General features: G+C 58.6%; 10 protein-coding genes. 3 read left to right on the top strand and 7 right to left on the bottom strand.

The genetic code is table 11. From position 1 onward, the window contains the following. Window positions 1-108: 108 nt before the first annotated feature. Window positions 109-1,434, bottom strand: coding sequence for an MFS transporter (locus tag OHL13_RS09700; protein ID WP_263409927.1), 1,326 nt, complete (start codon window positions 1,432-1,434; stop codon window positions 109-111). A 303-nt stretch (window positions 1,435-1,737) separates the two neighbouring features. On the opposite strand from OHL13_RS09700, the gene OHL13_RS09705 reads away from it, so the two are divergent. Continuing rightward, a complete protein-coding gene (locus tag OHL13_RS09705; RefSeq protein WP_263409928.1) occupies window positions 1,738-2,508 on the top strand; it encodes a citryl-CoA lyase in 771 nt (256 codons plus the stop codon). 24 nt (window positions 2,509-2,532) lie between these two features. Beyond that, the gene (locus OHL13_RS09710; protein WP_263409929.1) at window positions 2,533-3,942 is read left to right on the top strand and encodes an aldehyde dehydrogenase family protein; all 1,410 of its coding nucleotides are present in this window, start codon (window positions 2,533-2,535) and stop codon (window positions 3,940-3,942) included. 178 nt (window positions 3,943-4,120) lie between these two features. On the opposite strand, the gene OHL13_RS09715 is transcribed toward OHL13_RS09710, so the two are convergent. Further along, entirely contained in the window at window positions 4,121-7,357 is a 3,237-nt protein-coding gene (locus tag OHL13_RS09715) for a carboxypeptidase regulatory-like domain-containing protein (protein WP_263409930.1), read from the bottom strand. 303 nt (window positions 7,358-7,660) lie between these two features. On the opposite strand from OHL13_RS09715, the gene OHL13_RS09720 reads away from it, so the two are divergent. Further along, on the top strand, window positions 7,661-8,659 hold the full coding sequence (locus OHL13_RS09720; RefSeq protein WP_263409931.1) for a ThuA domain-containing protein: 999 nt from the start codon (window positions 7,661-7,663) through the stop codon (window positions 8,657-8,659). An 84-nt stretch (window positions 8,660-8,743) separates the two neighbouring features. Here the strand turns inward: OHL13_RS09720 and OHL13_RS09725 are convergent, their stop codons facing one another. The 5 genes from OHL13_RS09725 to OHL13_RS09745 all read right to left on the bottom strand — a co-directional run bounded on the left by OHL13_RS09725 (window position 8,744) and on the right by OHL13_RS09745 (window position 15,825). Further along, the gene (locus OHL13_RS09725; protein WP_263409932.1) at window positions 8,744-10,081 is read right to left on the bottom strand and encodes an ABC transporter permease; all 1,338 of its coding nucleotides are present in this window, start codon (window positions 10,079-10,081) and stop codon (window positions 8,744-8,746) included. Beyond that, entirely contained in the window at window positions 10,081-11,544 is a 1,464-nt protein-coding gene (locus OHL13_RS09730) for an ABC transporter permease (RefSeq protein ID WP_263409933.1), read from the bottom strand. The genes OHL13_RS09725 and OHL13_RS09730 overlap by 1 nt, the downstream gene beginning before the upstream one ends. Further along, window positions 11,544-12,299, bottom strand: a complete 756-nt coding sequence (locus OHL13_RS09735; RefSeq protein WP_317889917.1) for an ABC transporter ATP-binding protein — start codon at window positions 12,297-12,299, stop codon at window positions 11,544-11,546. The genes OHL13_RS09730 and OHL13_RS09735 overlap by 1 nt, the downstream gene beginning before the upstream one ends. A 68-nt stretch (window positions 12,300-12,367) precedes the next feature. Further along, the gene (locus OHL13_RS09740; protein ID WP_263409934.1) at window positions 12,368-14,068 is read right to left on the bottom strand and encodes a M20/M25/M40 family metallo-hydrolase; all 1,701 of its coding nucleotides are present in this window, start codon (window positions 14,066-14,068) and stop codon (window positions 12,368-12,370) included. A gap of 89 nt (window positions 14,069-14,157) precedes the next feature. After that, on the bottom strand, window positions 14,158-15,825 hold the full coding sequence (locus tag OHL13_RS09745) for a M20/M25/M40 family metallo-hydrolase (RefSeq protein ID WP_263409935.1): 1,668 nt from the start codon (window positions 15,823-15,825) through the stop codon (window positions 14,158-14,160). Between the last annotated feature and the right edge of the window lie 113 nt (window positions 15,826-15,938).

Consider the following 15,938-nt stretch of genomic DNA (forward strand, 5'->3'; position numbering starts at 1 on the left):
ACGCGGCTAAAGCTGTGCCCTGACGAGGCATGCAAATGCGGATCTCTCCACTACGAGCTTCGCGCTCCGGTCGAGATGACAACCCTTCGCCGTTTTATCGAAAAGCGCCTAGCACTGACGGCAGCCGGTTTCGCGGGTCAGGCTGAGCAGAAGGACAGAGACCGTCAGCCAACTCACGATCAACACGAAGGCAAGCTGGTAGGCGTGCATGTCATAGACATGGACACCTTTGTTGAGGGCACCGCTCCAGTTGCGGTCCAGGATCAGACCGATTGCGGGCTGCAGAATGGTAGGACCGACCATGTTGCCGATATTGACCGTGCCGGAGATAGAACCCATATATTGCGGAGGCACTGATTCCTTGGCGTAGGCGAAACCGATGACCACGGCACCGCTGGCAACACTGGTAATGGCTGCGATAGCGATAAAGAACGGAAGTGTCAGGCCGGGAAGATAAAAGACCGAGGCCCATCCCAGGAGCGCAACCAGGGTACCGCCCACATAGAGCGGCTTGCGACGGCCGATGCGATCGCTCATGGCGCCGAAGATGGGGCTGGCCACCGCCCAGCAGACGATCATGACGGAGCAGACCTCGGCGGCGGTGGTGGGCTGCAGACCGAAGCGGGCGCGGAGGTAGGGCGCCCCCCACAGGCCGGTGAACGAGAGGATGGAGCCGACGATACCGCCCTGGGCCAGGAAGATAAGCCAGGTATTGCGGAAACCGAAGATGCGGCCGAACCCTTTCAGCCGCTCCAGGAAGGTACTGTCGCTGGCGTGAAAGCTTACCTGCGCGTAGCTGTCGTATCCGCGGTCGCGGGGATCGTTCCGGACGATGAAGTAGGTAAAGATGGCGATTGCGAGCACGCCGAGCGACGAGGCGATGACCACGGGTCTCCAGCCGAAGGTCTGGATGCCAAGCCGCAGCGGCACCTGGGCTCCCAACGCTCCCAGGTTGCCGAAGAGAAGGCCGAGTCCGGAGAGCATGGCGAACCGTTTCGCCGGGAACCAGCGTCCCGCCAGGGTAAGGAGCGTGACCCACGCAACGGCCGTGGAAGCACCCACCATCGCCCGGCCCAGGCAGGCGACGGCAAAGTTGCTGGTGGAGCCGAAGAGAAACGTGCCCGCGGCGGCGATGACGGCGCCGGTCATCAGCAGACGGCGAGGGCCCCAGGAATCAATCAGGATGCCGGTCGGGATCTGCATGGCGAGGTAGAAGTAGTAATAGAACCCGGCGAGGTTCCCCAGGCTGGCTGCGCCGATGGCAAAGGCGCGCATCAGCTCGTCGGTCATGACCGCGGGCGAGACGCGCTGGTAGAAGCCTGAAAGATAGAACAGCGCGGCCACGGCCCAGATGGACCAGCACAGCCAGGCGGGAGGGTAGTTTCGTATGCCCGCCGTTTCTTCGGCGGGGACTTCAATCTTCTGAATCAGCACGTCGGATTCCCGGTTATGGTTAGGCCTTCACGGCCTGAAAAAAGCAAGAAGCTGCACATGCTTCCAAAGTGGATGAAACCGTAACACCACGTTGATTTGAAGGGCAACGTTTGAACCGTATCGGCACGGTAGAAACGGCCTTTCAGGCGCGTCCGGGTGTTAAGCTTGGCATCTGAAATTGGTGCCTGATCGATTCCCGTTTCCCCGGTTTTCCCTGCTTTGCCGCTGCTGGGTTCAGGCTGTCCGGTTTAGGCTGTCCACGGAGTCAGAATCGCAGCACGCAGCAAACAGAATGGAGACCTGATGGTAGAGGCGTGGCGTACAGGCATCACCACCTACGACGAGAAAAATATATGGATCCGCGGCTATGAGGTCGGCGCATTGATGCAGCGCGCCACCTTTGCGGAGACCATTTTCCTGCTACACGCGGGCCGGATGCCCAGCCAGCAGGAGGGCAAGTTGCTGGATGCCATCCTGATTTCATCGGCCGATCACGGTCCGGGCTCTCCGTCGGCGGCGACCGCCCGCCTGGCCTGCTCCGGCAATCGCGGCTCAGTCTCCTCCGCCATCGCAGCCGGCATCCTGGCCATCGGCGACCAGCATGGCGGCGCGGGCATGGCATGCATGGAGACCATCGCCGAAGGTGTCGCGCTGGCAAAGACCGAGGGAGTTTCGCTGGAAGCCGCTGCTGAAATGCTGGTCGATGCTTACCGCGCACGCGGAGAACGCCTGGCCGGGATGGGACATCGTCAGCACTCGACCGACCCGCGCAAAGCGATTCTTTTCGGGATGGCCGAGAGCTATGGGCTTGCGGGAGACGGCGTGCGGTTCATGCTGGCGCTGGAGGCTGCCGTGGCCGCGAAGGTCAAGCCGCTGCCCATCAACATTGACGGCGTGCTGGCGGCAATTCTTTACGACCTCGGCTTCCCGCCCATCATGGGAAGGCTGATCTTCATCATCGGACGCACCGCAGGCCTGAGCGCTGAGGTTGCCGAGGAGCTGGCCCGTGAGAAAGCGATGCGCATCAAGGTTCCGGTCACGTATGACGGTCCGCCGCCGCGAGACCTTCCCTAGTCTTCAACCGTTTCAGGAGAAAGTATGGCACCCAAGGTAATTACCGAAGAACAGAAGCAGGAAGTGCAGGAGATGGTGGCCCGCGCCAAGGTGGCGCTGGACGCGATCAAGGACTATGACCAGGCGAAGGTTGACCGCCTGTGCCAGGCGCTGGGCTGGGCCGTGGCGAATGAAGAGACCTTTACTCGTCTCTCCAACAAGAGCATCGACGAGAGCGGTCTGGGCGATCGCGAGACACGCCCCGGCAAGCGGAACAAGGTAAGCGGCGTGCTGCGCGACGTGCTGCGCCTGAAGAGCATGGGCATCATCGAAGAGATTCCGGAGAAGGGCCTGGTGAAGTATGCCAAGCCGGTCGGCGTCATTGCCGGCCTGGTTCCCGTCACGAATGCCGCGCTGACGGAGATTGTCACCGGTATCTTCGCCATCAAGGCAAAGAATGTCGTTATCTTCTCTCCGCACCCGGCCTCAAAGAACACCACCATTGAGACCGTCAACATCATGCGTGCCGTGCTGAAGCGCGAAGGCGTTCCGGAGGATGTCTTCCAGGTGGTGGAGAAGCCGACTATCCCCGTAGCGAATGAAGTGATGGCGCAGTGCGACCTGACCATCGCCACGGGCGGCCCGGCAATGGTGAAGGCAGCGTATAGCTCCGGCAAGCCGGCCTATGGCGTTGGAGCGGGCAATGCGACCATGGTCTTTGACGAGACCACCAACGCGGAAGAGGCCGCAAGGAACACGCGCATCAGCAAGGTGCATGACAACGGGTCAGGCTGCTCGTCCGATGGCAACCTTGTCGTCGAAGCCTCGGTTTACGACGCGGTGCTTGAGAACCTGCAGAAGGAAGGCGGCTACCTGGTCTCGCCTGAGGAAAAAGTGAAGCTGCAGGCCGTGATGTGGGACGCGGAGCGTCACCGCACCTCGCCCACTATTGCCCGTCCGGCGAAGGTGATTGCAGAGCTTGCGGGCTTCTCTATCCCCGAGGGCAAGCGCTTCCTCATCGTGCCGGAGACGCATATCGGCAAGGAGTACCCGTTCTGCAGCGAGAAGCTGTCGCCGGTGCTCGCCATCTTCAAGTACAGCGGATGGGAGAACGCGCTAAAGATGGTTACCGAGATCTATAAAGTCGGCGGACGCGGTCACTCGGTGGGCATCTACAGCTTCAACGACGAGCATATCGACGAACTGGCCCGCATGGCGCCGGTAAGCCGCATCACGGTGCGCCAGCCGCAGTCGAGAGCCAACTCGGGTTCCTTCAACAATGGCATGGCGATGACCTCCAGCATGGGTTGCGGTATCTGGGGTGGCAATATCACCAACGAGAATGTGACGTTGAAGCATTACATGCAGACCACATGGGTGAGCCGGCCCATCAAGGAAGACCGCCCTTCGGATGAAGAACTCTTTGGCGAGTTCTACAACACGCAGACGTACTAAGTAACCTGACGATGGAATGGGCCCCGTGCAATGAGCATGGGGCCTTTTCTTTTTGCTCGAGAGACAAGTCGCTCCACTACGTTGCGCTTCGGGCGAGATGACGCTACTTTGCTTTAAATAGCCACGGCCCGAGCGTTGCATGCGCGGGCCGTGGGGTGAAGCCGCTTGCTTGCGGCAGTTAGAAGATGTACTTGCCGGCGAACTGCATGATGCGTGGATCCTGTGCGCTGGTAATGTAACCGAACTGCGAGCTGTTGAGCGCACTGGTCGGGTTGTTCAGATTGGTGTGGTTGAAGATGTTGAAGGTCTCCCAGCGGAACTGGAACTTCTGTGATTCGGTGACCTTGAACTCACGCGACACCGACATATCGACGTTCCAGTAAGCAGGCCCGTGAAGCGTAAGCGGACGCGTGGTGGCGTAGGTTCCGGTGGTTGCCGCCGTGAACGAAGCCTTATTCAACACATTGGTGATCAAGCCGTTCGCAACACCATACTTCACCATGGAGTTGTAAGGATTGCCTGTTGTCCAGGGCATCTGGTTGCCGATGCCCGAGAGCGCATTGTCCACACCACTGGTCACAGTGAAGTAGCCTCCGCTGCGCGCCGTGAAGATATTAGAGAGGCCCCAACCACCGAAGATCGCATTGACGAAGCGTTCCTGGAAGTGCGGCCCTGTCAGGATCGACGACACGTTCAGCAGGTGGCGGCGGTCCGAATCGCAGTTGGAGTAGCTGAGGTCGCGCCGACCGGGAATGACATAGGCCGGACCTGTAAGCTCCGTGGTGTTGGCCTGGCCAAGGCAGTGCGACCAGGTGTAGTTGGCTACCAGGTTCACCGTCTTTGCGCGGCGGTTTACTGAAAGCAACATGCCGTTATAGTTCGCTGCTCCGCCGTCATCCAGCTGTCCTATGGTGGCGTAGTACTGACCGTTTGCCAGATTGGCATTTGTCAGCACGCGGCGGTTGTTGGTATTGCTGGTGGTCGAGCAGTTTCCGGAAGAAGGCACCAGCGACGTCTGCATGCCGGGGCACCCGGTGGTTGCCTTAGTACCGGCAATGTAAACGGCCGGGTTGAGTTCGTAGGCCGAGGTCAGGTGAGTCGTCTTGTTTCCCAGGTAAGTTGCTCCCAGGAGCCAGCGGCCATACTGCTTCTGGATGGCCAGGTTCCACTGCTGCAGATACATCTGCTTCAGATTGATGGGCGCGTTGACATAGACACCGCCCTTAACAAACGGAGTTGTCGGCGTGAGGGTAGCAAGCGCCGGAAAAGGATTGCTGCCGTAGCTTACCCATGGGTTTGCCAGATCATTGGTATCCGTCACCGTGACTGTCTGGCCCCACGGCGGCGAGTTAGAGTAGCGGGTGAAGAAGAACATCTGCGGCGAATCAAAGAACATGCCATAGCCACCACGGATGGACATCGTGCCGTCCTTTGACGGATCCCATATGAAGCCGACGCGGGGCTGGAAGCCGCTGAAGACCTTGCCCTGGTTGTAGGAACGTCCCGGATATCCAGGATCACCGGGGAAGGTAAGGCCAGCCGGAGCGTTCAGGTACTGGTTGCTCTTGGTGCCTGCAAGGAAGCGGGTCATATCGAAGTTCTGCGCGTGGCTGTCCACGTTGTAGAACGGGATATACGGCTCCCACCGCAGGCCATAGTTGAGGGTGATGTGATTGCTGGCGCGCCAGGAGTCCTGCGCATAAAGCGCCACGTAGTGCCAGCGATCGTTCTCGTAATCGGCGTTGCCCTGGTTGAAGGTGGCAATCTTCCCTGCGAAGAAATCCGCATAGCCCAGCGTGTTAGCACCGTAGACGGTTCCGTTGAAGGTATACGCACCGTTCGTCGGGCGGTTGTTGACCGTGTTCATGTAGGCGAACAGGTACTGACCTCCGAAGGCGATCGAGTGCTTGCCGCGGACGACCGTAACGTCATCGCCGAGCTGGTACTTCACCGTATTGAAGTAGCCGGGGTTGTTGCCTCCCTGTCCCAGCGAGAAGCCGTTGGTGATGCTGATGCCCATGAAGCCTTCGAGGCCCGGCTTGGTATAGGCGTTGATGCCCACCGACTGCGGATCAAAGAACGGAGCCAGGAAGCGCAGGCCCACCGTTCGGCTACCGGTGATGCGCAGCGAGTTCACCACGTTGGGCGAAAGGATGTACGTGTGGCCCAGCGTCAGCGCATGAACGCGGTTCAGCTGGCCCACCTGGTTGGCCGTCAACACGTTCTTCGGATCAACAGTCACCGGAGCATTGAAGCGGGCGAAGATATAGCGGCCGAAGATGGTCTGCTTGGAGTTTACCGAGTAATCCACACGGCCTACGGCGTCCTGGCGGGTTGAGTTCTGCGAGTAGCGAATGGGGAGCGCACTTCCGCATGTGCTGACCAGAGGGATTCCCTTGTTGATGATGTTCTTCGCCTGCGTGCTGACCTGTGACGCCGGCATCTTGTTGGCGACGTAAGGACCGGTCAAAACCGCAGAGCAATCAGAGAAGTCGCCATTCAGCATGTTCGCTGTCGGCAGAATCACGTTCGTGGGATTGCTGAGCTGGCGAACAACAGTGCCCTGGTAGCCGCCGAAGAAGAAGAGCTTGTCCTTCTTGATAGGACCACCGATCACACCACCATACTGATTGCGCTTCAGGTTGTCCTGCTGCTTTGCTCCGTTGATGTAGTTGAAGTAGTTCGCCGCGTTGAACATGTAATTGCGGACGAAGTAAAAGACATCGCCGTGGAACTGGTTTGAGCCGCCTTTGGTGACGGCATTGATAGCCGCCGATGCGTGGTTGCCGTACTGCGCGGGCAGCGAACTGGTCTCTGACTTGAACTCCTGCAATGCATCCGGAAACGGCAGCGGTAGATTCAGGTTGTTGAAGACGTCATTATGGTTGCCGCCGTCCAGGACATAGGCAACACCATTGGCCAGACCGCCCGACACCGCGATGGTAATCGTAGGAAAATTCTTGTTGGTGTTCAGATCGCCAGCCGGAGCAGGAGTTGTTGCACCGGCGAGGGCGATGAGCTGTGTTGGATCGCGGCCATTGAGCGGCAGTTCCACCACCTGCGTACGGTCGATGACCTGCCCGACGCCATTGCTTACCGTCTCAACAGAGACGCCTGCTGTTGACTCCACGTTGATCACATCGGTGACGCTGCCGAGCGACAGCTTTACATCCACATCGGCATTGCTGCCTACCTGCAGAACGACACCGGACACGGTCGAGGTTTGAAAACCCTGCATCGTGACCTGGATCTTGTATGGGCCGAGCGGCAGATCAGGGGCGCTGTACGAGCCGTCGGTTGTCGTCTGCACGGTGCGGGTCAGGCCCGTATCTGTCTGCGTCAGAACGACCACTGCTCCTGGCACACCGGCTCCGGTTGGGTCCTGCACGATACCGTTGATCCGGGAAGTATTCAATGACTGCGCCCATGCAGATACACAACACATGAGCATTACAACAAGGAAGCCATATATTTTTTTCGTTTGCATCACGTCCTCACACTGGCTGAGAGCAAATTCCTTCCTTCATCTACAGAAGGAGTCCTGTTCCTCAATCGGAAGCGGATGCTAGGCGGCACCTTTTTAAGGTGTCAATACAATTACCGTGCCAATACCGTTCACAAAAGGTATTAACTTTGGGCTGCATGCTAGCATCACGACCGGCAACGGAATGCCATCTGGCGAGTGTTAGAGCGCACTGCCAGCAAGGAGAAGGAAGCAATGAAGAAAGGCAGTTTATTGCGGCTTGCAACGATTCTGGCCGTACTCGCAGTTCCTGCAATCTGCAGTGCGCAGGCAGCAGCTCCGGAGGCAGGATGCCCGGCGCCCGGGGCACGCGGACCTCGTCCTGGTGGCCCGGCCGGAGGACCTCCGGGTGGCGCAAGACCTGCCGGACCTCCGCCGGAAGCGGCTGCCCCTTCCGGGCCTCCGAAGAAGCGCCTGCTGATCTGGGCTGACACCCGGAATGGCATCGCGCAGCATGATATTGCGCATGCCATCGCCGTCATTGAAGAGATTGGCTATAAGTCGGGCGCCTATGACACATGGATCCGCACCGACTCCAACATCATTTCGCGGAACCCCAAGATGACCACGGGCGAGCCGGCCAGCGGCGGCCCCAGCCTCTGCAATGTGGATGCTATCTTCTTTCTTGGTCACCGCGAGATTGCCCTGGAGGATCAGCAGAAAACTGACCTGCTGTGGTTCGTGCATGACGCAGGCAAAGGCTTTGTGGCGGCGCATACCGGAACCACGGCTTTTCTTTCGTGGCCGGAGTTCGGGGAACTGCTGGGCGGGCGTTTCGACCAGCATCCGTGGGGAACGACCGAGGGAACGGTTCTTGTTACCGACCCGAAGTTTCCCGGAATGGCCCAGTTTGGCCCCAGCTTCACCATCAAAGATGAGTTTTACCAAAGCAGCGGATTCTCTCCGGAGAAGAGCCGCGTTTTGATGCGGCTGGATACGACCAAGCTGAACAACGACCCCAAGCGCGGCGTAAAGGCTGAAGACTACCCGTACGCCCTTACGTGGGCAAAGACGTATGGGAAGGGTCGAGTGTTCTACTCCACCTTTGGGCACGCTCCGGTTATCTGGGACAACCCTAAAATCCAGGAGATGTATCTGCAGGCGATCAAGTGGGCGCTGGGAGAGACCGATGCCGATGTCTCGCCCATTCCGATGCCGCCTCCCGCTCCGGGCGCGCTTCCAAGTCAGCCGTAAACATGTGCTGAAACTTAGCGGACCTGAGTGAAAATCACCCAGGCCCGCTAAGGTATTCCTGCCGAGTTCAACAGCTGGCGATGGTTATTCGAAGCGCAGAGCTTCAATCGGATTCAGCTTGGAGGCTCTTCGTGCCGGATAGAAGCCAAAGAAGACACCGGTCGCCGCCGCAATTCCGAAAGCCAGAGCAACAGCCGTAGGCGATACCGTGGCATCCCACTGCAAGGTGCGGCTGATGGTAAAGGCGGCCAGGTATCCCAGGATGATGCCGAAGACACCGCCGGCAAGCCCGAGCGTCACAGCCTCTGTCAGGAACTGCATCAGCACGTCATACTGACGTGCTCCCACGGCGCGGCGAATGCCGATCTCACGGGTTCGTTCTGTGACCGAGACCAGCATGATGTTCATGATGCCGATGCCGCCCACGATCAGCGAGATGGTAGCGATGGCGGCCAGGAGGGCCGTCATCGTCTGTCCGGCACGGTTCAGCGTACCGGACATCTCCTGCATATTGACCTGGTCCATCTGAGGCATGTTCGCCAGGATGAACGCGGCAACCGAGGTGTTCAAGCCCTTGGTCAGAGCTTCAGACGCCTGGGTTTTCACGGTGAAGTCATCGGCGCTTGCTGTGCCGCCGCCCGGGCCGGCAAGGTTTGACGCCTTCGGGGCGGTCGCCATTTTGTGACGTGAGCGCAGAACCGTGGTCACGTTCTGCGAGATTTCCGAGGCGCGGCCAGCTTCCTCCGCCGAAAGCATGATGTTCGCCAGGTAGTTGACGCCGAGCATCTTCTGCAGCTTGGTGTAGGGGACAATCGCCATCTGGGACTGCTCTTCGTCGTTGGTGGTGAAGACGCCCTTTACCTTGAACTTTTCTCCGTGAATCTCAATCTCTTCGCCAATCGGGTCAGATCCTGCAAAGAGATTGTCACGCAGCGCGCTTCCAATGACAACGACGTTGTCCGCATCGTCGACATTGCCCTTCTTGAAGAACTTGCCCTTCTCAAAGCCCCAGTCGTACATGGAAGCGTAGTCCGCACTGACGCCATACACCTGCACGTAGCTTTTCTCGGTTCCATAGCCAACCCATCCCCGCATGCGGGAGACGGGAGAGACGTAGGCCACGCCATCGACCTGGCGAATGGCTTCCGCATCGTCCGGAATCAGAGTTGTTGCCGAACCAAGTCCAGTGGCGATTTTGGAGTCTTCTCCGCCGCGGGTAAAGTTACCTGCGCGGACGTTGATCAGAGTCGTGCCCGCGGACTTCACGTCTTTGGAGACGCTCTGCTGTGCTCCGGTTCCGAGGGCAAACATGGTGAGCACGGCCGCAACACCGATCGTCATGCCCAGCATGGCGAGCCCGGTACGCAGTTTGTTGACCTTCAGGGCTTTGACTGCAATTTTGAAGCTCTTTTTGATGATCATCACTCAAACCTCAGAGACGTAAGGGGTGAGACACGCGATGCCTCGCGCGCCGGATAGTAGCCGAAGAAGATACCAACGGCTGCGGAGATACCGAATGAAAGAAGAATGGCCAGCGGAGAGATGCTGGTGGACCATTGCGCCGCATGCGAAATGGCGACTGCCGCGACGACTCCAATAAGGATGCCGAGAAGACCACCCACAACGCTGAGCGTGACCGACTCGCAGATGAACTGCATCAGCACCTCGCGCTCGCGAGCGCCAACGGCGCGGCGGATACCGATCTCGCGTGTGCGCTCCGTCACCGAGAGCATCATGATGTTCATGATGCCGATGCCCCCGACGATCAGGGACACCGTTGCGATGCCTCCGAGGAGTGCCGCCATGGTTTTGCTGGATTTATCGAGCGTTTTTCCGAGCTGATCCAGCGTTACTTTTTCAAGACCCGAGACATTGCCGATGACTGCCTGAGCAACCTCCGGCCGCATGCTTCCCTTCATCAAGGCCTTGCTTGCCTGGCTGGCCACGCTGAAATCATCGGCCTGGTTTGCTCCGATGCCGTGCCGCTTGCGCAGCAGGATGGTGATCAGTTTGGAGACACGGGTTACGTCGCCGGTGGATTCCGTCGTGACCGTAATGTCGTTCAGCTTGGACAGGTTCAGCAGGCTTTGCATGGTGGTGACAGGAATATAGATGGCGTCAAACTGGTCATCTCCTGATTCCGGGACGACCATCCAACTGGAACTTGTCACGACCCCGACGACCTTGAACGGCTGCTTCCACAGCAGCACTGTCTTTCCGACAGGATCGGCGTTCGCAAAAAGCTTCTCCGCTACGACGCTGCCGAGTACCACCACCTGCTCATGATTACGCTCCTGCCGGCTGCTGTAAAAAGCACCATGAACAAACTTCCAGGAGCGGCGCACCTGCGGCAGCGCGGAACCGTCTCCATGCACGCGGGTAAACCAGCGATCCTCGCCGCTGGTTACATGAACATTTTCATGGATGCCTTCCACGGCATACTGTACGCCGGAGATCTTCCGGATGCTGTCTGCATCGTCGATCGTCAATGTAGCGGCAGCGCCCAGTCCGGCCTCTGAGTCCCCCAGCCGCTGCCGCGAAGTGGGATGGTCATGCACGGCAAACGGATCGTCTTCAGGATGGAACATGGCTAACCGCAGGTGCGGACGCATCTCCGCTTCAGGGTTACGCAGCTGCCCCATCTCGATGGCATCGTCCGGTGGTTTTTCCTTCTTGGTCTGATAGTTGCCAGCGGTGACCACCAGCATGTTCATGCCGGCGGCCTTCACCTGGTCCTGGATAGCCCGCTGGGCTCCAGTGCCAAGCGCGACCATCGTCAGCACCGTGGCAACGCCGATGGTCATTCCGAGCATGGTCAATGCCGTCTGCATGCGATTGCGGCGCAGGGAGCGCCACGCAAGCATCAGGCTGTTTGGAACCTGCATCAGGCGCCTCCGCCGACGGGAACGGGAAACCCTTCCAGCTCTCCGCTGGCATGACGGCGGCTTTCGTTCGAGACATCGCTGAGGATGTTGCCGTCTTTGAAGCTGATGATGCGCGAGCCGTATGCGGCTACATCCATTTCGTGGGTAATCAGTACGATCGTGATGCCGCGCTCCCGCTGCAGGTTCTGGAAGATCTCCATCACTTCAATCGAGGTTTTGCTGTCGAGGTTACCGGTAGGCTCATCGGCCAGAAGAATGGAGGGGTTGTTCAACAGGGCACGGGCAATTGCGACGCGCTGCTGCTGTCCGCCGGAGAGCTGATTCGTATGGTGGTCGTAGCGCGCGCCGAGTCCAACAGACTCCAACGCAGCCATGGCGCGCTTTCTGCGATCGGCAGCCGTAAGGTTGCTGTCGCCATAGAGCAGCGGCAGCTCCACGTTTTCCAGCGCCGAGGTACGGGTGAGCAGATTGAAGCCCTGAAAGACGAAACCAATCTGCTTGTTGCGCACCAGCGAGATCTCATCATCACTGAGCCGTGAGACATCGCGGCCATCCAGAAAGTACTGGCCGCCGGTCGGCTGGTCCAGGCAGCCGAGGATGTGCATCAACGTGGACTTGCCGGAACCAGAGGGTCCGATGACCGAGACGAACTCGCCTTTGTGAACATCCAGCGAGATAGAGCGAAGCGCGTTTACCTGGTGCTCACCAACCTGGTAGGTCTTCGTGAGATTGCGTACCGAAATCACTGCATCCATAAATCTCGTGTCCTTTGCCTGAAGGGATGAAGCCATGCCTGGTGCCAGAGATGGCGTGTTAAGGAGCCTTACTTGCTGCCGCTCTTCGGGGGAACCGTTGTCGTTTTGGAGTACTGATAGATCTGCGTCGCAACTGCCTTTTCTGCCGTTGCCATGCCTGCAACTTTTCCTGCGCCTTCAATCACCCAATATTCATTGGCCGCGTGAGCGCGTCCGCCCATGCCCAGGCCGCCGGAAGCGATGGGAAGGCCAAGAGGCTTGATGTTGGGATCGCCCTGCTCGCTGTTCGTGAACAGGTATGCCGGCCATGCGCCGGAGGCTCCACTTCCCTCCAGGATGCTGTTGCCGTCAATGGGCTTCTGATAGGGCGTTCCAAAGATGTCGTACATCTGCTCGATTGCATGAGCGATGTCCGTGTCATAAGACATCTTGGACCATGGCTGGTCTCCGATCATCTTGACTTCCACATCCTTGTAGCCGTTCTTGTCCAGCTGTGCGCGAATCTTTTTCAGGATGTCAGCCGAACGCTGGTTTGGGATGTAGCGGATGCTGTGCTTCGATGTGATCTTGTTGGGAAGGATCGCACCCGATCCGTTGGCGTACATGTTGCCGCCCCAGATACCGTCAAGGTTCAGGATGGTGCTGTAACGCGTCATCAGCGTCATCTTGTATGGGTCATCGGTAATAAAGCGGGCGACGCCAAGATTGTCCGCGGCTTTCTTCAAATCAGCCGTCTTTGAAGATGCCTTCAGGGCTTCGAGCTCCTTTGGGTTCAGGGGCTGAATGTTGTCGCTCCAGCCGGCGATTGCGGGAGTGTTGCCGTCCTTGGAGGTGAGCGACGCAAGCATCTGAACATGCCGCCATGCCGGGCTATCGACGGACCGTTTGAAGGCACCGTGAATGTCAGAGACCGTAGGGCCACGGCCCCACTTGCTTCCGCTGGTCGTCAGCTCGATATACATCAGGCCTTCTGAGCCACCCATCATGCCGAAGTTGGGTACGCCGAACATCATCATGGCATCGGCAGACTTCAACAGTTCAGGGTGCGTGGTGACGAACTTGCGAAGTCCCATGGACATGCGTTCTTCGTCGCCCTCAGCAATAAAGATGAGATTGACCGGGAGCTTGCCCATGGCTGCCTTCAGCGACATGATGGCATTCAGTTCCGTCATCTCCGGGCCTTTGGAGTTCACAGCGCCGCGTCCAACCAGGACTTTCCTGATATTCGGATCAATGCCGGCGGTCTTACCGTCCACAATGCGACCTTCAAACGGAGGAGCTACCCACAGGTCAGGCTGAGTGACCGGCATGGTGTCGTACATCCAATAGACGAGGAGCGTCTTGGGTGCGCCTTCATCACAATGCGCATAGACCACAGGATTGCTGGGCTGGCCCCATTCGGCAACGCCAACATCGTAGACCTTCGTCTCCTGGCAGCCCAGCTTGTCAAACATGCCTTTGACCTGCTCCGCCGTCTCCGGGATACCTTCACCGGAATTTGAGATCGAGGGCTGCTGAATCCACTTTTGAAGATTTTCTACGTGTTCATCAATATGCTCATCGATGTAGCTATAGACCTTTTGCAGGTCAGGATCGACCTTCGCCATATCGATCTTGATGGATTCATCGCCGTGAGGACGAATGCCGAGCTTTGGCTTTGAGACGCTCTTCGCTGCTTCCGACGGAGCTTTGCCGTCTTTACATCCCGACAGCGATACGCCAGCGATGCAACCAAAGACGACGAATGGACGAAGATACTTCCTGATCATGCTTTCCCTCTCACGGATGCAGTACTGCCACGTTTTCAGAGAAAGCGAACCGGGAGTTGATCGATCTCCCGGTTCGCCTGCCGGTGGAACTACTTACGTCCGCTCTTTGTGGGAACGGTGGTTGTGTGTGCGAAGTTGTAGAGAATCTCGGCGATGGACTTTTCCGCCGCCGCGATGCCGTAGGTCTTGCCTGCGCCTTCGATTACCATGTACTCGTTTGCTGCGTGAGCTCGGCCACCGGTACCGACGCGCGCTCCTGCGATGGGCAGCCCAAGTGGCTTGATGTTCGGATCGCCCTGTTCGGCGTTGGTGAACAGGTAACCGGGCCACGCACCGGCAGCGCCCGCATCCATAAGAATGGAGTCGCCATCCGCATGCTCCGCCCGAGGCAGGCCGAAGTGGTCGCTCATCTGGTCTACCGAGTGAGCGATGTCAGTGTCGTACGACATCTTCGACCACGGCTGGTCGCCGACGAAGTGGATGTCGACATCCTTGTAGCCGTTCTTGTCCAGCTGCGCGCGCAGCTTCTTCAGGATGTCTGCCGAGTGCATGTTCGGGATGTAGCGGATCGAATGCTTCGAGGTGATCTTGTTGGGAAGAATCGCGCCCGAACCGTTGGCATACATGTTGCCGCCCCAGATGCCATCCATGTTGAACGCTGTTCCATGACGGGACATCATGGTCATCTTCAACGGATCGTCGGCAATAAAGCGCGCCACGCCGAGGTTTTCGGCTGCCTTCTTCAGATCAACCTTCTTCGCTGCATTCTCAAGCATTTTCTGCTCTGAAGCGGTCAGCGGAGCAATGTTGTCGTTGAAACCGGCGATCATCGGCGTGTTGCCGTCCTTCGAGGTGAGCGAGGCGAGCATCTGGATGTGACGCCACGCCGGGCTGTCCACCGAACGCTTGAAGATGCCGTGAATATCGGAGACGGTAGGACCGCGGCCCCACTTGGTGCCGCTGGTGGTCAGCTCTACATACATCAGGCCTTCCGAGCCGCCGAAGCCAAGCATCGCGTCCGCATCCTTGAACAGTTCCGGATGCGTGGTGACGAACTTGCGGAGGCCCATGGACATGCGCTCTTCGTCACCTTCGGCAACGAAGATCAGGTTGACGGGAAGCTTGCCCAACGCTTCCTTCATCGACATGATCGCGTTGTACTGCGTCATCTCCGGGCCCTTGGTGTTGGTGGCGCCGCGACCGATCAGCACCTTCTTGATTGCGGGGTCGATGCCGGCGGTCTTGCCGTCCACGATGCGGCCTTCGAACGGAGGAGCTACCCAAAGGTCAGGCTGCGTCACCGGCATGGTGTCATACATCCAGTAGACAACCACGGTCTTCGGCTGGCCCTCGTCGCAGTGGGCGTACACAACGGGATTGCCGGGTTGGCCCCACTCCGTCATACCCATGTCGTAGACCTTCGACTCCTGGCAGCCGAGGCGATCGAACATGCCCTTCACCATCTCGGCCGTCTCCGGAATGCCTTCGCCGGAGTTGGAGATGGAGGGCTGCTGGATCATCTTCTGCAGGCTCTCGACGTGGTCATCGATGTGATCGTCGATGTACTTGAAGACCTTCTTCAGATCCTCGGGCTCTTTCGAGACGTCGATCTTTTGGGCCTCGTCGCCATAGGGGCGGATGCCAAGCTTCGGTTTGTTTTGTGCGACCGACTTGGAGGCTTCCTTGCTCTTACACCCGACTACGCCGAGGGTGAGCCCAACGCCAACCAGGCAGGTTGTCAGCTTTACTGCACGCATCTGAATCTCCTTCATTCTGACTGCCGTTTATTGCTACATCGACGCCGAGAACAACCGGCGACTCCTTTGGGGTAACTCGTGCGGCACCCTGCGATGCCGCACGAGCACGAACA

It is taken from the genome of Terriglobus tenax, from assembly GCF_025685395.1.
Lineage (GTDB): Bacteria > Acidobacteriota > Terriglobia > Terriglobales > Acidobacteriaceae > Terriglobus > Terriglobus tenax.

Bases quoted from the DNA above. Each gene is read 5' to 3' on its own strand.
- OHL13_RS09705 (WP_263409928.1), top strand. From the start codon at position 1,738: ATGGTAGAGGCGTGGCGTACAGGCATCACCACCTACGACGAGAAAAAT.
- OHL13_RS09710 (WP_263409929.1), top strand. From the start codon at position 2,533: ATGGCACCCAAGGTAATTACCGAAGAACAGAAGCAGGAAGTGCAGGAG.
- OHL13_RS09720 (WP_263409931.1), top strand. From the start codon at position 7,661: ATGAAGAAAGGCAGTTTATTGCGGCTTGCAACGATTCTGGCCGTACTC.
- OHL13_RS09725 (WP_263409932.1), bottom strand. From the start codon at position 10,081: ATGATCATCAAAAAGAGCTTCAAAATTGCAGTCAAAGCCCTGAAGGTC.
- OHL13_RS09730 (WP_263409933.1), bottom strand. From the start codon at position 11,544: ATGCAGGTTCCAAACAGCCTGATGCTTGCGTGGCGCTCCCTGCGCCGC.
- OHL13_RS09735 (WP_317889917.1), bottom strand. From the start codon at position 12,299: ATGGATGCAGTGATTTCGGTACGCAATCTCACGAAGACCTACCAGGTT.
- OHL13_RS09740 (WP_263409934.1), bottom strand. From the start codon at position 14,068: ATGATCAGGAAGTATCTTCGTCCATTCGTCGTCTTTGGTTGCATCGCT.
- OHL13_RS09745 (WP_263409935.1), bottom strand. From the start codon at position 15,825: ATGCGTGCAGTAAAGCTGACAACCTGCCTGGTTGGCGTTGGGCTCACC.